At 62.2% G+C, this 19247-nt stretch carries 16 protein-coding genes; 6 read left to right on the forward strand and 10 right to left on the reverse strand.

The annotated features are described in order from the left end of the window. Window positions 1–18: 18 nt before the first annotated feature. The 5 genes from MAXJ12_RS16005 to melA all read right to left on the reverse strand — a co-directional run bounded on the left by MAXJ12_RS16005 (window position 19) and on the right by melA (window position 7696). Entirely contained in the window at window positions 19–1689 is a 1671-nt protein-coding gene (locus MAXJ12_RS16005; protein ID WP_008836960.1) for an ABC transporter ATP-binding protein, read from the reverse strand. A 13-nt stretch (window positions 1690–1702) separates the two neighbouring features. Next, entirely contained in the window at window positions 1703–2830 is a 1128-nt protein-coding gene (locus MAXJ12_RS16010) for an ABC transporter permease (protein ID WP_008836961.1), read from the reverse strand. Beyond that, window positions 2827–3840, reverse strand: coding sequence for an ABC transporter permease (locus MAXJ12_RS16015; RefSeq protein WP_008836962.1), 1014 nt, complete (start codon window positions 3838–3840; stop codon window positions 2827–2829). The genes MAXJ12_RS16010 and MAXJ12_RS16015 overlap by 4 nt, the downstream gene beginning before the upstream one ends. A gap of 123 nt (window positions 3841–3963) precedes the next feature. Next, a complete protein-coding gene (locus tag MAXJ12_RS16020) occupies window positions 3964–6033 on the reverse strand; it encodes an ABC transporter substrate-binding protein (protein ID WP_040586459.1) in 2070 nt (689 codons plus the stop codon). Between the two features lie 190 nt (window positions 6034–6223). Continuing rightward, window positions 6224–7696 carry an alpha-glucosidase/alpha-galactosidase gene (gene melA / locus MAXJ12_RS16025; RefSeq protein ID WP_085983959.1) on the reverse strand — a complete coding sequence of 491 codons (1473 nt, stop codon included), beginning with the start codon at window positions 7694–7696 and terminating at the stop codon, window positions 6224–6226. A gap of 237 nt (window positions 7697–7933) precedes the next feature. Between melA and MAXJ12_RS16030 the strand changes: the two genes are divergently transcribed. Next, window positions 7934–8782, forward strand: a complete 849-nt coding sequence (locus MAXJ12_RS16030; protein WP_050898834.1) for an AraC family transcriptional regulator — start codon at window positions 7934–7936, stop codon at window positions 8780–8782. A 66-nt stretch (window positions 8783–8848) separates the two neighbouring features. Here the strand turns inward: MAXJ12_RS16030 and MAXJ12_RS16035 are convergent, their stop codons facing one another. Then, on the reverse strand, window positions 8849–9715 hold the full coding sequence (locus MAXJ12_RS16035; protein WP_040586467.1) for a helix-turn-helix domain-containing protein: 867 nt from the start codon (window positions 9713–9715) through the stop codon (window positions 8849–8851). A gap of 103 nt (window positions 9716–9818) precedes the next feature. Between MAXJ12_RS16035 and MAXJ12_RS16040 the strand changes: the two genes are divergently transcribed. The 5 genes from MAXJ12_RS16040 to MAXJ12_RS16060 all read left to right on the forward strand — a co-directional run bounded on the left by MAXJ12_RS16040 (window position 9819) and on the right by MAXJ12_RS16060 (window position 16039). Further along, window positions 9819–11090 carry an ABC transporter substrate-binding protein gene (locus MAXJ12_RS16040; RefSeq protein WP_008836967.1) on the forward strand — a complete coding sequence of 424 codons (1272 nt, stop codon included), beginning with the start codon at window positions 9819–9821 and terminating at the stop codon, window positions 11088–11090. Between the two features lie 67 nt (window positions 11091–11157). Next, complete coding sequence (locus MAXJ12_RS16045) at window positions 11158–12015, forward strand: carbohydrate ABC transporter permease (RefSeq protein ID WP_008836968.1); 858 nt, start codon at window positions 11158–11160, stop codon at window positions 12013–12015. Continuing rightward, window positions 12012–12848, forward strand: a complete 837-nt coding sequence (locus MAXJ12_RS16050; protein WP_008836969.1) for a carbohydrate ABC transporter permease — start codon at window positions 12012–12014, stop codon at window positions 12846–12848. Before MAXJ12_RS16045 ends, MAXJ12_RS16050 begins: the two co-directional genes overlap by 4 nt. Before the next feature lie 11 nt (window positions 12849–12859). Then, window positions 12860–13939 (forward strand): ABC transporter ATP-binding protein, encoded by a 1080-nt coding sequence (locus MAXJ12_RS16055; protein WP_008836970.1) that lies wholly within the window; start codon window positions 12860–12862, stop codon window positions 13937–13939. Between the two features lie 72 nt (window positions 13940–14011). Next, complete coding sequence (locus MAXJ12_RS16060) at window positions 14012–16039, forward strand: aldo/keto reductase (protein ID WP_008836971.1); 2028 nt, start codon at window positions 14012–14014, stop codon at window positions 16037–16039. Window positions 16040–16117: 78 nt separating this feature from the next. Here the strand turns inward: MAXJ12_RS16060 and MAXJ12_RS16065 are convergent, their stop codons facing one another. The 4 genes from MAXJ12_RS16065 to MAXJ12_RS16080 all read right to left on the reverse strand — a co-directional run. Continuing rightward, window positions 16118–16969, reverse strand: coding sequence for an NAD-dependent epimerase/dehydratase family protein (locus MAXJ12_RS16065; protein ID WP_008836972.1), 852 nt, complete (start codon window positions 16967–16969; stop codon window positions 16118–16120). Window positions 16970–17059: 90 nt separating this feature from the next. Beyond that, window positions 17060–17773, reverse strand: a complete 714-nt coding sequence (locus MAXJ12_RS16070; RefSeq protein ID WP_008836973.1) for an ABC transporter ATP-binding protein — start codon at window positions 17771–17773, stop codon at window positions 17060–17062. Then, entirely contained in the window at window positions 17766–18527 is a 762-nt protein-coding gene (locus MAXJ12_RS16075) for an ABC transporter ATP-binding protein (protein ID WP_008836974.1), read from the reverse strand. Before MAXJ12_RS16075 ends, MAXJ12_RS16070 begins: the two co-directional genes overlap by 8 nt. Continuing rightward, window positions 18527–19247 (reverse strand): branched-chain amino acid ABC transporter permease (locus tag MAXJ12_RS16080; protein ID WP_008836975.1); only part of this gene is annotated, 721 nt, incomplete at its 5' end. The genes MAXJ12_RS16075 and MAXJ12_RS16080, both read right to left, overlap by 1 nt.

Here is a 19247-nt window from a genome sequence, read left to right on the forward strand (position 1 = left end):
GCGCCTCTTGTCTGCGATTTATGCGGCTACGTCGAACGCAGCCTTGACGAGCCGTTCGGTGTAGGCGGTCCTGGGATGGGAAAGCACCTCGTCGACCGGCCCCTCCTCGACAATCTTGCCGTGCTGCATCACCGCCACCCGATGGCAGAGCGCACGCACGACTTTCAGATCGTGGGAGATGAAAAGGTAGCTCAGGCCGCGCTCGTCCTGCAGCTTGCGCAAGAGGTCGATGATCTGGGCCTGAACGGAGAGATCGAGCGCCGAGGTCGGCTCGTCGAGCAGGATGAATTCCGGCTCGAGCGCGATGGCCCGTGCAATGGCGATGCGCTGGCGCTGGCCGCCTGAAAACTCGTGCGGGAAGCGCGAGAGGATATTGTGCGGAAGCCCGGCGCTCACTAACGCCTGCTGCACGCGCTCCAGCCGATCGCTCTTGTTGTCGCCGAGCCTGTTGACGATCAGCCCTTCCTCGATGATCTGGCCGACCGACATGCGCGGATTGAGTGAGGAAAACGGATCCTGGAAGACAACCTGCATGCGTGATCTGAGCGGCCGCATCTGGTCACGTGTCCTGGCGTGGATCGGTTCACCGTCGAAGAAGATTTCGCCGCCGTCGGCTGTCAGGAGTTTCACCAGCGCCTGCCCGAACGTTGTCTTGCCGGACCCGGATTCGCCGACCAGCCCCAACGTTTCGTGCCGGTGAAGCTTAAGGCTGAGGCTGTCTACGGCGACCAGTTCCTTGAGCCGCGGTTTGAAAAAGCCGCCATGCTTCAGCATGAACGACACCCGCACGTTGCTGCCCTCCAGAATGACGGCGGAGTCCACCGGCGGCGGATTGGCCATGCCCTTGGGTTCGGACGCCAAAAGATGGCGCGTATAGGGATGCTGCGGGTTTTTGAAGAGCTCTTCGGTGGTGTTGTGCTCCTTCACCTCGCCCTGGCTCATGACATAGACGTAGTCGGAAAACTGGCGAACGACGGTCAGATCATGGGTGATCAGGATCACCGCCATGCCGAGCCTCTGCTGCAGGTCGCGAATGAGATTGAGGATTTGCGCCTGCACCGTGACGTCGAGCGCCGTCGTTGGTTCGTCGGCGATGAGCACGTCCGGATTGTTGGCGAGCGCCATGGCGATCATGACGCGCTGGCGCTGACCGCCGGAAAGCTGGTGCGGATACTGGTTGAAGCGGCTTTCGGGATCCGGAATCTGCACCTGCCGCAACAGCTCCAGCGTACGCTCGCCGGCTTGCTTGCGGCTCATCTTCTGATGGACGCGGATCGCCTCGATGATCTGCGCGCCGACCGTGTAGACCGGATTGAGCGAGCTCATCGGCTCCTGGAAAATCATCGAAATGCGGTCGCCGCGCAGCGCCCGGCGCTGCCGGTCGGAGAATTTCAGCACGTTTTTGCCGTCATATTCGATCCGCGAATGCCCGGCGACCGTCGCCCGCTTGGTGAGCAGGCCCATGACCGTACGCGCCGTCACCGACTTGCCGGAACCGGATTCTCCGACCACGGCGATGGTCTCGCCGCGGTAAAGCTGAAACGACACGTCCTTGACCGCGTCGACCGTTCCGCCTTCCACCTTGAAGGTCACCGCGACGTTGCGGGCGTCGATGATCGGGCTGCCGGTCCTCGCCGCATGGTCGCAGCGTTCGGCGGGCGCCATCGAAATTTTTTCCGTCAGAGCCATGATCTCGGACTCCTCAATAAGGATCGACGGCATCGCGAAGACCATCGCCCAGCGCATTGAACGCAAAGACGGTGACCAGCACGAAACCCACGGGGGCGAGGATCCAGGGATAGGACCCGATGACGGAATAGGTCGCTGTATCCTGCAGCATCAGCCCCCAGGAGATCAGCGGCGGCTTCACCGCAAAACCGAGGAAGCCGAGGAAGGATTCAAGCAGCACGACATTGGGGATCGCCAGCGTCACCGCGACGATGACGTGGCTCATGACGTTCGGGAAAATGTGCTGGAAGATGATGCGGCGGTCGGTTGCGCCGATCGCCATCGCCGCTCGCACATAGTCGATCCGCGCCAGCGCCAGCGTCTTGCCGCGGACCTCGCGGGACATCTGCGCCCAGCCGAGCGCCGACATTACGAAGATGACGAAGGCCAGGAAGACGTTGGTCGGCGCCGTCACCGGGATCAGCGAGGTGAGCGCCAGATAAAGCGGCAGTTGCGGAAAGGCGAGCACCAGTTCGACGAAGCGCTGCACCCATGCATCGAGCCTTCCGCCGAAATATCCGGACACCATGCCGACCGTCGTGCCGACGACCGTGATGATGAAGACGACGGTGAGCGCGATCATCAGCGAAATGCGCGAGCCGTAGATGATGCGAGACAGCACATCGCGACCGAATTTGTCGGTGCCGAGGAAATTGACCGGTGTTCCGTTGGTGTCGCCGAAGAAATGCCGCTGCGCCGGGATCAGGCCGAAAAGCCTGTACTCGAATCCTTTGACGAAAAAGCCCAACGTCTGCGGGTTTTCATAGTCGGGACCGACGATCGGCTGGAACGTGATGGGGTCCAACTCATCCGTTTCGCGGATCGGATACGTCCGCGGCGGAAAGACGAAATTCCCGTCCCGATCCGTCATGCTGATGGTCTGTGGCGGCGCGAAACCGACGCCGGTCAGCTTCGGATCGACGGGTGCGAAGAACTCCGCGAATATCGTCATGATCACTAGGAGGCAGACGAGGATCAGGCCGGCCATGCCGGTCCAGGATCGCTTGAGGCGGCGCCAGACAAGCGCGGTATAGGTTTCGTTGCCATCGCCTTTGGCCGGCGGCACGGAGGCGGAGACTACGGGTTGGACGTCGGCTTTCATGCGTCGGCCCCTCCCCCAAGGCGGATTCGCGGGTCGAGCGCTACGAGCAGCATGTCGGCGATGATGTTGCCGACGATCAAGGTCACCGACAGAACCAGCATGAAGGTCGCCGTGACATAGACGTCGCCGACCCACATCGAGCCGACGATGGCCGGGCCGACCGTCGGCAGGGCGAAGATGATCGCGGTCTCGATCTCGCCGGTCAGCATGTAGGGCATCACGACGCCCTGGTACATGACGAGCGGATGCAGCGCGTTCGGCACGGCGTGGCGCATGACCACGGTGCGCTCGCTCAAGCCCTTGGCCCGCGCCGTTTCGACATATTGGGCGTTCAGCGTATCGAGAAGATTGCCCCGCATGACACGCATGTTGTAGGCAAGCCCGCCAAACGTGGCGATCGCGATCACCGGCCAGACATGCTTGACCAGATCGACGAACTTGCCCCACGACCAGGGCGCCCCGCCATAACGCGCGGAATGGAAGCTGTTGATTTCCGTGACGTTGAAGTGGAACACCAGGACATAGACGATGATCAGCGCCATCAGGAAGCGCGGCACCGTCATTCCGAGAAACGAGATCCCCGACAGCAGGCTGTCCACCCAGGAATATTGCCGGGTCGCCGCCAGAACGCCGAAGGTGATGCCGATCACCGATGCCAGGATATGGCAGACAAGCGCCAGCGCCAGTGTACGGGGCAATCGCTCGCCGACCACATCGGCGACCGGCTTGTTGTAGAACAGGCTGTGGCCAAAATCGCCGCGGGTGACGATGCCGGTGATCCAATTGACGTACTGGACGGGCAAGGGCTTATCGAGCCCGTGGGCGACCTTGTAGGCCTGCGCCTGGGCGTCGGCCTCCTCGAAGGACGCGCCGCCCTGGTTGATCAGTTGCGAGCGGATGTAGTCGCTGTAGTCGCCCGGCGGTGCCTGGATGATCGCGAATGTCACGACGCTCAGGACGAAGAGGACCGGAACCGCCGACGCGATACGCACAAGCAGAAATCTGAACATGATCGTGTTTGCTTCTCTTGTGGCTCGTGGCGATGCCCTCCCTCACGAGGCGCGGTATCTCCACGATTCAAGTTCGGAGCCTCCCCTCCTGCGGATGCCCGCCGGAGGGGAAATCGACTGCGGTCAGTTCATCGGGCCGCTTTCGCCAGGCTTGCCGGGAAGCTGTTCGGGGAACAGTTCATAGTCGCCCTGCTTGTCGGCGGCGACGAACACCCGTTCGCGGATGATCGTGTCCTCGGCCCAGTTGAACATGAAGATCGGCGTTCCCTCCGGAATGTTGGAGAAGCGCTTGTTGATGATGAGCGCGCCCGGGTATTCGGTCAGGCCGATCGTATCGAGGTTGGTCGTCGAGACCTTCTGAAACTGCTTCATCAGTTCGGCCCGCTCGTCATTGTCGTTGCTGGCGATGAACTTGTTGACGATATCCACCATCTCCTGCTCGAAAGGCATCAGATCGACCGTGCCGTCCGTTCCCGCCCGGTGGTGCCAACTCGTGCGCGGGCCGGTCGGCGCAAGCTGGGTCGTATTCTGCACCACCGATGTCAGTTCCTGGTCGTTGCGGCGGACAAGCCAGTCGAAGCGGCCGGCATATTGCGTGTTGTCGCGCTTTACACCGTCGACGGCGTTGATCGTCACCTTCAGGCCTAGCTGTTCCATCTGGCCGACCAGACCCTCCGCGAGATTGCGGTCGGTGCTGTAGTCGGAATTGACGAGGAGCACGATCTGCACGTCGGAGCCGCCTGCTGTTCCGGCAGGGAAGTTGACGACGCCATTGCCGTCCGTGTCCTTCAGCCCGACCTTCTCGAGCAGCGCCTTGGCGCCTTCAAGATCGAACGGATAGTAGATCGTCGAGGCGCGGTCGTAGAAGGCCGTTCCCGAGGAAATGCCGCCGGGATAGATCGCGGTGAAGGGCCCCTTGACGAGGGATTCGCCGAGTTTCTTGCGATCGATGGCCATCGTCACGGCTTTGCGGAAATCGCCGTTACGATTGAGTTCGCGCACGGCCTTTGCCCGCTCGTCCGGCTCGCCCCAGCCATTGGCGGAGAAGTTCATGCGCAGATTATAGCCGATCAGGCGGGCGCCGAAGGCCAGCCGCGCGGGAGCCGTTTCCTGTGCGGCGCGCTTCAGCGATTCCACGAAGTTTTCAGGCTGTTCCAGGTTCGAGATATCGCCTGAACCGGCGATCGCCTGCACGTCGCGGTCGGCCCAGGTCGACAGCTTGTAGTGAATTTCATTGAGATACGGCAGTTGGTTGCCGGCCTCGTCGACCTTCCAGTAATACGGGTTGCGCCGCAGCACGATGATGTCGTCTGAGCGGTATTCGACCGGCACCCAGGCGCCCATCACTGGCGTATTCAGGTATTCCGGCGGGAAGCCGTTCTTGTATTGATTGTAGGTCATGTCCTTGTTGTATTTCGGATGCTTGGTCTTCAGGACATGGGACGGTCCCGGACAGAAAGTACCGTAGGCCATCGTATAGAGATGCTGGCGCGGAAACGCATCCTTGAAGGTCCATTCGACCGTGTACTTGTCGATCGCCTTCAGGGTCGTGCCTTCACCAAACGTTTCCGGCGTCGCGCCGTTCAACGGCGAGACGTTCGGGTCGACGACATTGTCGTCCCAGTAGAACATCACGTCATCGGCATCGAACGGGTCTCCGTCCGACCACTTTGCGCCTTCGACCAACTTCATCGTCAGCGTGTGGCCGTCTTCCGACCACTCCCAGCTCTTGGCAAGATTGGGCAGCGGCTCGACATCCTTGGCATCGACCTGGAACAGCGGCGCGGTGCGCGTCAGGCATTCGAACATTGCGATGTCGATGCCGCCCCAGCCTTGCGTCTGCCCGGCGCTGTAGTTCCAGCCTTCCGGCCGGCCGCCGACGACGTGGCGCATCGTGTCGCCATAGACGCCGATACCATCCGGCATGTTGCCGGTCTTGAAGACCATCGGTTCCTTCGGCAGCCGTTCGGCGACCGGCGGCAACTTTCCGGTCTTTACGAACTTTTCGGTGACCCATTCCGGCTCGCGATATTCCGGCAACGTCTTGAACTCGAGGATCGAGTCGCGCGGCACGTAAGTGATCTTGCCTTGCGCCGGAAACGGCGGTTGTTCGGGCACGATGGTCGGCTCGGAGGCCGAGGCATGGATGGTGAACGCCGAGATGCCAAGCAGAAGCGCGGCAGCGGTTTTCATTCGGCAAGAAATGTTCATTGTCCTGGTTTCTCCCTTATGCTTCAGGCCTGCCGCGATGGCATGGCTCTCCTCCAACAAGCATCGAACGAAGCGGTATTCCGCTTTCCTGGATGTGCTGCCCGGGCGCGTTCGCCGAGGTGCGACACGGCCCATCCGGTTTTCCGGAACATTGGCTTGTCGCAGCCAGGACTCAGCCAGCCGCGCGCAACTTCATGGCTTCCTTTTCGGCCCTGATTTCTTCGATCGAGCGAACCTCGCGGCGGGCGACGCCCTTCCATTCCCGCGTTTTTACCGTCGCGCGGCTCAGCCGTTCCTTGGCGCCCTCGATCGCATGGGCGTATTGCGGCAGCCACTCGGCCTGCGCCACCACCATCTCGTCGACCATCTGCCAGACCTCTTCCGGCGTGCAGATCGCGCCGACCAGCGGATCGTGTAGGACGGCCAGTTTCAGGAGATCGATATCGCCGGAGATCGCCGCGTGGACCGACATGCGCTGGACGTTGATCGACGAAATGCAGGTCGCAGCGCAGGCTTCCGGAAGCGTGATGCCGGCCACCATGTTGATGCCGAAGCGATCGACGAAACCGGGCGATTCAATGATGGCGTCGGGCGGCAGGTTAGTGATGACGCCGTCGTTCTTGACGTTGAAGTGCCCGCGATAGACCCGCCCGGTTTCAAGCGCCTCCAGGATGTGGCTGGCGTGCTCGTTCGAGCGGCGCGCCGGATCGACCGGCTTTCCCGCATCTTCGAGGAATTGCGGGAACTCGGTTTCGAACCAGTTCCGGGTTTCGGTCGAATAGCGCAGATAACCGCCGGTTTCGCCATGGATCCAGTCCGACATGTCGATCCACTTGGCAGTCTCCTCCGGCCGCTTGCGGTACCAGGGCAGATATTCGGACAGGTGGCCGTTGCTTTCGGTCGAATAGACGCCGAAGCGCTTCAACACGTCGATCCTGAGCTTCTCCTGCCGCGAAAAGACCGGATGCGCCTCGAAGGCGGCGACGAGTTCATCCCTGCCGATCTTGCGGCCCTTGACGCGAAGGTCGACGAACCAGGTCTGGTGGTTGATGCCGGAGCAGATATAGTCGAGCTCACCTTGCTGCGCGCCAAGTATCTCGGCTATCTGCTCGGCCCCGTGCTGGACACCGTGGCAAAGGCCGACGGTATCGACCTTGCCGTACTCGATCGCCGCCCAGGTGTTCATCGCCATCGGGTTGGCATAGTTCAGGAATTTCGCACCCGGCTCGGCGAGCTCGCGGATATCCCTGCAGAAATCCAGAATGACCGGGATGTTGCGCTGGCCGTAGAGAATGCCGCCGGCGCAGATCGTATCGCCGACGCACTGGTCGACGCCGTATTTGAGCGGAATGCGGATATCGTCGGCGTAGGCGTCGAGCCCACCAACGCGCACGCAGCTGATGATGTAGCGAGCACCCTCGATCGCCTTGCGGCGATCCGTGGTGGCGGTGACACGGGTAGGCAGCCTGTTAGCCTCGACGATCTTGTCGAGGATCGTCTTGATCATGCCGAGATTATGCTCGCTCACGTCGGTGAGCGCGAATTCGACGTCGCTGAACTCCGGCACGCAGAGAATATCCGTGAAGAGTTTCTTGGTGAAGCCGACGCTGCCGGCTCCGATGATAGCGATCTTGAAGCTGCTCACGCCGTCCTCGTCTCTGCTCATAGAATGAATTATGATAGGCAGGGTAAAATCAAAGCACCGAAACTGGCGGTTGCACGAGCGCCGCGATGCCTTTGGTTCCTCCCTGTGACGCCGTTTCGCTCGGCCATCTTGCCTTGATTGGGATCAGTATGCGCATAATGCAGAGCCTCGCTAGAGAGGTATTATGCTTTCACGGGTAATTTTGTGCTCAAGAGATTGATCGACAACGGCCCCGGCATGCGCACGGTTTCGCTGCCGCGCGGACGGCACAGCCTTCATACGATGCCGACCAGCACGGGTTATGAAATCCGCACGGACGCCAGCTACAACTGGGACGGCCGCAAACGCGGGCAAACGCCGTTTACGGTGTTGCAACATACGATCGCCGGCACCGGCAATCTGCAATACGAGAACCGCAACTACCGGGTTCGCGAGGGGGAGACGCTTCTGGTCCTCGTCCCACACAACCATCGCTACTGGCTGGAAGAGAACGGTCGATGGGAATTCTTCTGGATTTCCATGAACGGCGACGAGGCGCTGCGCATTCACAAGGCAATTCTTGCCACGACAGGTCCGATCCTGAAGCTGAAGCCGGAGACGATCGAGCATCTCGCCGATTGCAGCCTGCGTTTGATATCAGGCGGCGCCGATGCCCCGGGCAGCGCCTCGGCGATAGCCTATGAGGCGGCAATGGCGCTTTTCGATGACGTATTCGGCTCGCATCCCGTGCTCAGCCTGGAATACCGCACGATGCAGTGCGTAATCGATCACATCGCGGCCAATCTGGACCAGCCTCTCCCCGTCGGGGAACTGGCCAAGGTCTCCGGTCTCAGCCGCGCTCACTTCTCCCGCGTGTTTGCCGCCAGCGAAGGTATGCCTCCGGCGGAATTCGTCATGCGCAGGCGTCTGCAACGGGCGACCAAGCTTCTGACCAAGACGGCGGATCTTTCCGTCAAGGAGGTCGCCATCATGTCCGGCTTCGAAGACCCCAATTATTTCGCCAAGGTGTTCCGCCGCTTCTTCGGCGCCAGCCCGACGGAATTTCGCACCACCGGTATGTATGCGAGCGTTCCGGCGGCATCGTAGACACCAATAACAATTGGCCCGATGGCTGGGGATGTGCCGTCGCCCGTCGCGCAGAGTTCTGAATATCTACCTGACCGCCACCCGCCGGAAATCGGATGGCGACATTCCGGCGAGCTTCCGGAAGGATTTGTTGAAGGCGCTCAGCGAGCCGAAGCCGCTTTCCATGGCGACCCGCAGCACATTTGCGTCCTCTTTCATCAGCAGCGCCTGCGCGTAGCTGAGCCGCAGCAGGTTGAGGTATTCGTTCAGCGTCATGCCGGTGGATTTCTTGAAGACGTTCATCGCGTATTTCGGATGGATGTCGGCCGCCTCGGCGATATCGACGGAGTCGATCTCGTAGAGGAAATTCTCGGCGATGAAGTCGCACATGCGCCCGACATTGCGCGACGACTGCTGGTCGAAGACGCTGGCGGCATCTACGCCGTTCGAAGCTTCGGGCACGAGCCGGTAGGGCTCGAACCGCACTCGCTCCAGCCGCAACAGAAGCTCGTTGACGGCGTGCTGGGCTTTGACGGGATCGCCCGAGCGCGCATAGCGGTTCCAGCGCTCGAAATTGTGGTCGTCGGATCGGTCGGTAGCGTCCGTCACAAGGGCCGCGCCGGTCATCAGGCGGTGCCGGATATCGGCCGGCAGATGCAGCCGGAAGAAATGCACCAGGGGCAGATGCGCACCGGCATAGATGGCATCATCTGACGCCTCGTCCATCTGGTGCGGCAGGCCGCCCCAGAACAAACACATGTCGCCCGATGAAAGGGAAATCTCGTGATCGTTCATGCGGTAGTGCACGTTACCGCGCACGATGAAATTGACCTCGACCTGCGCGTGCCAATGCGGCTGGAGCATTACCAGCGGACGCGTGTGGAACATCTGCAGGACCAGCGGCCAGCCTTCCACGCTGCTGGCGCCCGGCTGATAAAATGGCCTATCCGATATCTTACTTTCCGCCAACTCCATTTTCCCTTTGTCGAGGACAGCCCCTTTTTTCCGCCTAGTCTAATCCGGCTCACGCTGAGAGCAAACGAAATGGGAGGACTTCATGCGTACCAAACTGGCATGCGCCACGCTTATGCTTGCCCTGGGCTCCGGCCCGGTCTTCGCGCAATCCGGGGAAATCACCATCTGGAGCTGGAACATAGCCGCCTCCTCGCTGAAGGCCACGGTCGCCGGCTTCAACAAGCAGTTCCCTGACGTGAAGGTCACCGTCGAGGACCTCGGAAACCAGCAGACTTTCGACAAGACGCTCGCGGGATGCGCCGCCGGCGGCGCCGGGCTCCCGGACATCCTTTCGATCGAGAACCACGAATCGGAAATCTTCTGGAGCCAGTTTCCCGATTGCTTCGTGGACCTGACGACGCTGGGCTACACCGACGAGATCGCCGCAAAATTTCCCGACTTCAAGCGGACCGAACTCGAGGTCGACGGCAAGCGCTATGCGATGCCGTGGGATTCCGGTCCGGTCGCCATGTTCTACCGCCGAGACTACTACGAAAAAGCCGGCATTGACCCGGTGACGATTAAGACCTGGGACGACTTTATTGCCGCCGGCAAGAAGATCCAGGAAGCCAATCCCGGCGTGACGATGACCCAGGCCGACATCAACGGCGATGCCGAGTTCTTCCGCATGATCGCCAACGAGCAGGGCTGCGGCTATTACAGCAGTGATTCCCAATCGATCACCATCAACCAGCCGGGCTGCGTCACGGCCCTCGAAAAGGTAAAGGCGCTGAAGGACGCCGGCGAGCTGATTGCCGGAACCTGGGATGAGAAGATCCAGGCCAACAAGGCCGGCACGGTGGCGACCCAGATGTATGGCGGCTGGTATGAGGGAACCATCCGCTCGACCTCGCCGGACCTCGCCGGCAAATGGGGCGTCTATCTGATGCCGTCCGCCACCGCCGACGGGCCGCGCGCCGCCAATCTCGGCGGCTCCTCGCTCGCCATCACCTCCGCCTCCGAGAACAAGGAAGCGGCCTGGGCGTATCTGAACTACACGCTCGGGACCAATGAGGGCCAGGTGACCATGCTGAAGGAGTTCGGCCTAGTGCCTTCGCTGCTCAGCGCGCTGGACGACCCGTATGTGAAAGCGGAACAGCCCTATTGGGGCGGCCAGAAGGTGTGGGTCGACATCCTGTCCACGCTGCCCAAGGTCAAGCCCAGCCGCGGCACGCCGTTTTTCCAGGACGCCGACAAGATCATGGTCGCCGTACAGCTCAAACACTTGAACGGCGAGTATGCTGACGCGAAGGCCGCGCTCGACGACGCAGCCAACCAGATAGCGGGCGCTACCGGCCTGCCGATCGCAGAATAGAAGCGACGGCGCGATCGGGCGGGCCTGCCGGCCCGCCCGGCCATCCAACCGCACCTGGAATCCGATCATGCGGCTACGCACGCGGACGGCCTATGCCTTCCTGACACCCTATCTGCTCGTCTTCCTGACGTTCTGGATATGGCCGATCGCCAATTCGTTCTGGCTGTCTTTCCTGAACACCCGGTCGGCGAACTGGACGTTCAATCCCCGGATGACCTGGGGCCGGCTGCTCGTCGATCCTGCTTTCGCCAACGCGCTCTGGAACACCCTGCTGATACTGGTGATCCAGGTGCCGGTCATGATCGCGCTGGCGACGGTGCTTGCCGTCCTCCTGAACTCGCCGATCCTGAAGGCTCGGGGCCTGTTCCGCTTCGCCTTCTTTGCGCCTGTGGTGGTCGGCGAGGTAGCCTATGCTGCGATGTTCCGCCTGCTGTTCAACGAATTCGGCATCATCAACAAGATGCTTGTGGCCGCCGGCCTTACCAGCATTCCGTGGCTTTCCGATCCGAATGCAGCAATGGCGGTGATCATCATCGCCCTCACCTGGCGCTGGGCGGGTTACAACGCCATCATCATCCTTGCCGGGCTGCAATCCATACCGGAGGACGTCTACGAGGCCGCGACGCTGGACGGCGTCTCGAAGGTCCGGCAGTTTTTCTATATCACGCTGCCGCTGCTCAAGCCCGTCATCATCCTCTGCGTGGTGATCTCCGTAATCGGCACGATGCAGCTCTTCTCCGAGCCTTTCCTGATCACCAACCGGGGCGGCCCCGGCCAGGCGACCGAGACGCTCGGCCTCTTTCTCTACCGCCAAGGCTTCGGCGCCTTCAATTTCGGCTACGCGTCAGCGGTCGCCTACACCATTACCGCCCTCGCCATAGCCATCTCGCTCCTCAATCTCTGGCTTGGAAAGGAACGCGAATGAGAAGCAAATCCTCCGCCGAACGCAGGCGCGGGATCGCGCTCCACGCGGCGCTCTTTCCGCTTGCTTTGATCTGGCTGTTCCCGCTGTGGATGATGTTCGTCTTCTCGACCCTGCCGGAAAACGGCATCTTCAGCCGCGACATCATCCTCACCCCGTCCGACCAATTTGTCGAGAATTTCAATCTTCTGGAGAGCGACACCGGCTTTATCCGGGCGACCACGATCTCTATCCTGGTGGCCGCTGCCTACACCGTGCTGTCCGTCGCCCTGACTTCGATGGCCGGCTGGTCGCTCGCCTGCTACCGTTTCGCGGGCAAGGGCGTCGTTCTGGCGACTATTTTGGGCACCCTGACGCTGCCTTACTTCGTCGTCGTCATTCCGCAATTCATCATGGTGGCGCGCGACTTCGGGCTCCACAACACCTTGTTCGCACTGATCGTGCCGCCGCTGTTCAATTCGCTCGGCGTCCTGTTCATGCGCCAGACCTTCTCGATGATGCCGCATGAACTGTTCGACGCGGCCCGCGTCGAAGGCGTCAAGGAATGGCGCATCTTCCTCTTCATCGGCCTGCCGCTGGCGCGGCCGGCAGTCGCCGCACTGTCGATCATTCTCTTCCTGCATAGCTGGAACAACTATCTGTGGCCGCTGCTGATCAACAGCAAGCCGGCCATGATGACCGCGCCGGTAGCGCTCGGCAGCCTGATCGGACTGACCAAGGTTTCCTGGGGCGGCATCATGACCGGCGCGGTGATGCTGACTGCGCCGATGCTGGTCCTGTTCGTCGCCCTGCAACGCCATTTCGTCGCCGGCATCTCGGCCGGCGCGGTCAAATAGGAGGGGGCCGCGTGGCCGCAGTTTCACTCAACAACGTCGTCAAGAAATTCGGTTCGCTGCCTGTCGTCCACGGCGCCAGCCTGGAGATCGCAGACGGCGAGTTCGTGGTCTTCGTCGGCCCCTCGGGCTGCGGCAAGTCCACCCTTCTGCGCATGATCGCCGGACTCGAGGATATCACGGACGGCGAGATCGTGATCGGCGGCAAGGTCGTCAACGATGTCGAGCCGGCCGAACGCGGCATCGCCATGGTGTTCCAGTCCTACGCGCTCTACCCGCATATGACGGTCGAACAGAACCTCTCCTTCGGCCTGCGCATGACCGGCAACGACAAGGCCGACACGCAACGTCGCGTCAGCCGCGCCGCCGATATCTTGCGCATTTCCGAGCTTATGCAGCGGCGGCCGCGGCAATTGTCGGGCGGCCAGCGCCAGCGCGTCGCCATCGGCCGCGCCATTGTGCGCAACCCGCAAGTGTTCCTGTTCGACGAACCGCTCTCCAACCTCGACGCCGAATTGCGCGTGCAGATGCGGGTCGAGATCGCGCGCCTGCACAAGGAACTCGGCGTCACCATGATCTATGTGACGCATGACCAGACCGAGGCGATGACGCTGGCCGACAAGATCGTCGTGCTGCGCGCCGGCAATATCGAGCAGATCGGCCGCCCGCTCGACCTCTACTACGATCCCGACAACCAGTTCGTCGCCGGATTCGTCGGCTCGCCGAAGATGAACTTCATTCGCGGACATGTCGTGGAGCGGAATGACAAAGGCGTCATCCTCGAACTTGCAGGCGAGGACGGAACCCGTCTCGCGCAGCCGCTCACCGGCCCGGCGCCGGAACTGGGGAGCCATGTCACCGTAGGTGTGCGGCCCGAACACTTCGGCGATGCCGGAAAGGGCGATGCCGACCTTACAGTCAGCGTCGACGTGGTCGAGCATCTGGGCGGCACGAGCTTCGTCTACGCTGCGACAGCTGCGGGCGAGGAGCTTGTCATCCAGCGCGATGCGGCGACTGCCGCTGATGCCGCCGAGATTACCGTCTCGATACGCAAGTCGTACCTGTTCGATGAAAAAGGCTTGCGGCTGCGCTGACCGAATTTGGCAGCAACCCCATGGCAATTTAGGGCGGCAACCGAGCACGCCCGAAGCTTCAAGGAGAATGAAATGAGTTCCAACCCACCCATACGCTGGGGCATTCTCGGGCCCGGCAACATCGCCAAAGCGTTTGCCGGCGGCGTCGCCCATTCGCGGACCGGCAGGCTGGCGGCTATCGCCACCCGCGACCCGCGCAAGCCCGGCCTTGCCGAGGCCTTTCCCGGCGCGCGCATCGTCGAAGGTTACGAGGCACTGCTTCGCGATCCGGAGGTCAACGCAATCTATATCGCGACGCCGCATCCCAGCCATGCCCAATGGGCTATCAGGGCCGCCGAAGCCGGCAAGCATGTGCTTTGCGAAAAGCCGATGGGGCTGACCGCCTTCGAGGCCGACGCGATGATCCATGCCGCGCGCAAGGCCGGCACGTTCCTAGGCGAAGCCTTCATGTACCGACTGCATCCGCAGACGTTGAAGCTGGTGGAACTGGTCAAGTCCGGCGTCATCGGCGATATCAGGATGATCAAGTCGAGCTTCGGCTTCGCTATGCCGGGCTTCATGCCCGAACACCGGCTCTATTCCAACGAACTCGCCGGCGGCGGCATTCTCGATGTCGGCGGCTATCCCGTCTCGATGGCGCGGCTGATCGCCGGCGCCGCTGCCGGGCAGCGTTTCCTGGAACCGGACAAGGTCCGCGGCACAGCCCATCTCGGCAAGTCCGGCGTCGACGAATGGGCGTCCGCGGTGCTGCGTTTCCCGAACGGCATCGTCGCGGAAGTCTCCTGCAGCATTTCGCTCAACCAGGACAATGTGCTCAGGATCTTCGGCACTACGGGCCGCATCGAAGTCGCCGATTTCTGGTTCGCCGGCGGCAAGCAAGGCGGAACCGGTTTAATCACCATCATCCGGCCGGGCAGCGACAGCGAGGTCGTCGGGGTCACCGAAAGCGGCTGGCTATACGCCTTCGAAGTCGATGCCGCGGGCGACGCCATTCTGGCGGGAAAGCAGGAGTTCGCCTGGCCGGGCATGGGCTGGGACGACAGCGTCGGCAATCTTACCGTGCTCGACAAATGGCGGGCGGCCGTCCGGCTCGAATACGAGGTCGAAAAGGCCGAAAGGCGGATCAACACGATCTCCGGGCGAAAGCTCGGCCCCAATGGAACCGCTATCCCCAAGCGCCAGATTCCCGGCCTTGCTCGCCCAGCCTCGGTGCTGGCGCTCGGCTTCGAGGATTTCCGCACCTTTTCGTCAGGATCGATCCTGCTCGACGCCTACTACGAGGCCGGCGGCAATGTCTTCGACACCGCCTTCGTCTACGGCGCCGGCAAGACCGAGGCGCTGCTGGGCGATTGGCTCAGGAACCGCGGCGTGCGCGAACAATCCATCGTCATCGGCAAGGGCGCGCATACGCCGGTCTGCTATCCCGACGTCATAGGAAAGCAGCTCAGCCAGTCGCTCGATCGGCTCAAGACCGACTACGTCGACATTTACTTCATGCATCGCGACAATCCGGATGTGCCGGTCGGCGAGTTCGTCGACGCGATGGATGCCGAGGTGAAGGCCGGCCGCATCCGCGGATCGTTCGGCGGCTCCAACTGGACGCGCGAGCGCATGGACGAGGCGATCGCCTATGCCGACAGGAACGGCAAGCAGCGGCCCGGCGCGCTCTCCAACAATTTCTCGCTCGCCGAAATGCTGGAGCCGATCTGGCCGGGATGCGTCACATCCTCAAGCGACGAATGGAAGGCCTGGCTCACCGCCCGGCAGATGCCGAACTTTGCCTGGTCGAGCCAGGGCCGCGGCTTCTTCACCGACCGCGCCGGTCGCGACAAGCGCAAAAACGAGGAACTGGTGCGCGTCTGGTATTCCGAGAAGAATTTCGGCCGCCGCGATCGCGCGATCGAACTGGCCGCCAGGCTCGGCAAGAGCCCGATCCATGTGGCGCTTGCCTATGTGTTGGCGCAGCCGTTCCCGTCCATCCCGCTCATCGGCCCGCGTACGCTTGGCGAACTTGACGACAGCCTGCAGGCGCTCGACATCTCGCTTTCGCCGGACGACCTCAAATGGCTGGACGAAGGTTCACACCGGCCGGACCGGTGAGTTGCTGTAGCGGAGCCTCGACTGCGTTCGGCAGCAACGGTCAGACGAGTTGCCGAACGCTGACGCTTCGTCCAACGCTCAGCCTCCACGCCAGCTATGTTGCGGGTCGTAACCGAGAAGCCGCCTCGCCTTTTCGATCGACAGCAGCGTCTCGTTGCCGCTTGCGCCTTGCGCCAGCGGCACGCCGGGATAGACCTCCGCCATCAGCTCCGCATTCGGCCGCGACATCACCGTGTCGGCGTTGGCGATGACGAAGATTTCGGCGCCCCTGATCGGAGCTTCGAGCGCCCTTCGAATCGCTTGCGAGGCGTCCCGCGCGTCGATATAGGCCCAGAGGTTCCACTTCCTAAGGCGGGCATCGGCGTCGAACGAAGGAAATCGCGCGTAATCTGCAGGCTCCATGACATTGGAGAAGCGCAGCCCGATGATCTTCAACTCGGGATCCCAACGGCAGAATTGCTTCGCCATTTCCTCGCCAAGCAGCTTGGAAAGCGAATAGGCGGTCTCGGGCCGGCCGGCATAGTCCTCGTCTACCGGGGCATAGGGCGGCGGCGTGTCGAACGGAAGACCGAGCACCGTTTCGCTCGACGCCCAGACGACATTTCGGATCTTGAGGCGCCGGGCGGCCTCGAAGACGTTGTAGGTGCTGAGCGTATTGACCTTGAACGTTGCCGCGTTCGGCTGCTTGCCGGGCGCCGGGATCGCTGCCAGATGGACGAGCGCTTCGATCTCGCCAAGCCGGTCGTCGACCCCCGCCAGAACTTCGAATGCCTGGCCGAAATCGGTCAGGTCCGTCTGCACGAAGGGGCAATTTTCGGCGGCGGGCGGCACGGTGTCGACGTTCAAGACCTCGTAGCCATGGCTCAGCAAATCCTTGACGCATGCGCGGCCAAGCTTGCCGCTACCGCCTGTTACGACCACACGTGTCATTGCCATCTCCCTGCGTTCGAAACTGCCATTGGATGCGACATTGGCGGAAGTTTATGGCCATTGCTATGACGCGTCCGCCCTGCAGAGGGCCTACCCCTCTTGCAGGCGCAAACCGAGGTAGCGATCCAGCATGCCGGGATTGTCGAGGAGGTCCGACGACTGTGCGCGGTGTGCGATGATCCCACGCTCGATCATCATCGCCTCCTTCGTCAGCCTGAGCGCCACCTCAGCATGCTGCTCAATCAGGACAAGCGAAATTCCATCCTCGGCCATCTGGCGGATCGCAGCGGTGAGTTCTTCGACGATGATGGGTGCGAGCCCTTCCAGCGGCTCGTCCAACAGGAGGACTGCGGGATTTGTCATCAGGGTACGCGCGATGGTCAGCATCTGCTGTTCGCCGCCGGAAAGCTGGTTCCCCATATTCGCACGCCGTTCCTTCAGCCGGGGGAAGAGCCCGTAGACAGCGTCGATATCCCAGCGGCCGGGCCGCCATGCCACCGTCAGGTTCTCCTCGACGGTCAGCGAAGGGAATATGTCGCGCTCCTGCGGCACCCAGCCCAAGCCAATCAATGCGCGCTTGTGCGGCGGCAGGCGCGAGATATCCCTGCCCTTGAACAGAACCGAGCCGCGCGCCAGCGTGACGAAACCCATTGCGGTCAGGAGCAGCGTCGTCTTGCCAACGCCATTGCGGCCGAGCACGGCGAGGCTGCCATGCGCCGGCAGCGCAAAGGACACGCCGTCCAGCACGACGGCCTCGCCATAGCCGGAGCGCACGTCACGAAATTCGAGCAGCGGCTCAGGCATGGCTGGCTTGCCCCAGATAGACTTCGCGAACCCGCGGGTCACTGCGCACGACTGCAGGCTCGGCTTCCAGCAGCACGCCGCCAGAAACCATAACTATGATGCGCGATGCGAAGCCGAAGACGATGTCCATGTCGTGCTCAATGAAGAGCACTGAGATGTCATCAGGGAGTGCGGCGATGACGCTGAAGAGCGCCGCACTCTCCCCCTTCGGCACGCCCGCAGCGGGTTCGTCGAGGAGCAGCACCTTGGGCCTGGTGGCGAGCGCCAGCGCGATCTCCAGCAGCCGCTGCTGGCCGTAGGGCAAGGTGCGCGTCGGCCGTGTCGCGGCCTCGGCGAGCTGCAACTGGCGCAGGATCTCGAAGCCCTCGTCGATTGCCTCACGATGGGAGGTCAGGCCTTTCCAGAACTGTCCGGCCAGCCGCTCGCGTTCGCAGATCGCCAGCGTGACCGCTTCGATCGGTGCAAGGTCGGGAAACAGCGTGTTGATCTGGAACGTGCGCGTCAGCCCGTGTCGGACCCTCACCATCGTCGGGGCATGTGTCACATCCTGTCCGTCGAGCAGAATGCCTCCGGAGTCCGGGCGCATCTCGCCGGTGATCAGGTTGATCAGCGTGGTCTTGCCGGCGCCGTTCGGGCCGATCAGCGCATGCCGCGCGCCGCGTGGCAACTCGATGGTGACGTCGCGCGCCACCTTGAGCGAGCCGAAGCTCTTGCACAGCGCCTCGGTGCGCAGGGCGGGCAGCGGTGTCTCCATCAATCGCGCCCGCCCACGAGCCGCGCCAGTCCGCCGAGAATGCCTTTCGGCATGACGAGGACGACGATCATCAGCAGCAGCCCGATCCAGAAGTACCAATATTGCGGGTTTATGTCGGCGAGCTGGTCGCGCGCCACCATGAAGATGATGGCGCCGATCACAGCCCCGTAAAGACGCCCGGTGCCGCCGAGGATCAGCATCACCACCACGTCGGCCGAGCGCTGAAAGCTCAACGTGTCGAGTGAAACAGTGTCGGTGGTCTGCGTGAGCAATGCACCCGCGCAGCCGGCCATGGCAGCCGAAATCGTGTAGATCTTCTGCAAGTGGCCGCGATAGTCCGAGCCGATCGCCGGCATGCGTTTCACATTCTCGCGTATACCTCGAAGCGAAAGACCGAAGGAGGAATGGACGATACGTCGGCTGAGCACGAGGCCGAGGAAGAGCGCGGCAAGCGCGTAGCCATAGGCGGTGTAGCCCCACAGGTCGAAGCGGAAGACGCCGAGGATCGGCCGGGTCTCGACCCCCTGGAGGCCGTCCGTGCCGCCCGTCAGCCAACTCATCGAATTTGCCAGTTCATAGGTCAGAAAGCAGAGGCCGAGCGTGATCATTATCAGCGCCAGATGCTGGACGCGCACGATGATGAAGCTTGCGACATAGCCGACCAGTCCGGCGAAAGCCGCCGCAAAGATGAGGCCGGTCAGAGGCTCCCCCCCCGCCGGC

This window comes from Mesorhizobium alhagi CCNWXJ12-2 (genome assembly GCF_000236565.1).
In the GTDB taxonomy this organism is placed as follows: Bacteria; Pseudomonadota; Alphaproteobacteria; order Rhizobiales; family Rhizobiaceae; genus Allomesorhizobium; species Allomesorhizobium alhagi.

Bases quoted from the DNA above. Each gene is read 5' to 3' on its own strand.
- MAXJ12_RS16005 (WP_008836960.1), bottom strand. From the start codon at position 1,689: ATGGCTCTGACGGAAAAAATTTCGATGGCGCCCGCCGAACGCTGCGAC.
- MAXJ12_RS16010 (WP_008836961.1), bottom strand. From the start codon at position 2,830: ATGAAAGCCGACGTCCAACCCGTAGTCTCCGCCTCCGTGCCGCCGGCC.
- MAXJ12_RS16015 (WP_008836962.1), bottom strand. From the start codon at position 3,840: ATGTTCAGATTTCTGCTTGTGCGTATCGCGTCGGCGGTTCCGGTCCTC.
- MAXJ12_RS16020 (WP_040586459.1), bottom strand. From the start codon at position 6,033: ATGAAAACCGCTGCCGCGCTTCTGCTTGGCATCTCGGCGTTCACCATC.
- MAXJ12_RS16030 (WP_050898834.1), top strand. From the start codon at position 7,934: ATGCGCACGGTTTCGCTGCCGCGCGGACGGCACAGCCTTCATACGATG.
- MAXJ12_RS16040 (WP_008836967.1), top strand. From the start codon at position 9,819: ATGCGTACCAAACTGGCATGCGCCACGCTTATGCTTGCCCTGGGCTCC.
- MAXJ12_RS16045 (WP_008836968.1), top strand. From the start codon at position 11,158: ATGCGGCTACGCACGCGGACGGCCTATGCCTTCCTGACACCCTATCTG.
- MAXJ12_RS16050 (WP_008836969.1), top strand. From the start codon at position 12,012: ATGAGAAGCAAATCCTCCGCCGAACGCAGGCGCGGGATCGCGCTCCAC.
- MAXJ12_RS16060 (WP_008836971.1), top strand. From the start codon at position 14,012: ATGAGTTCCAACCCACCCATACGCTGGGGCATTCTCGGGCCCGGCAAC.
- MAXJ12_RS16065 (WP_008836972.1), bottom strand. From the start codon at position 16,969: ATGACACGTGTGGTCGTAACAGGCGGTAGCGGCAAGCTTGGCCGCGCA.
- MAXJ12_RS16070 (WP_008836973.1), bottom strand. From the start codon at position 17,773: ATGCCTGAGCCGCTGCTCGAATTTCGTGACGTGCGCTCCGGCTATGGC.
- MAXJ12_RS16075 (WP_008836974.1), bottom strand. From the start codon at position 18,527: ATGGAGACACCGCTGCCCGCCCTGCGCACCGAGGCGCTGTGCAAGAGC.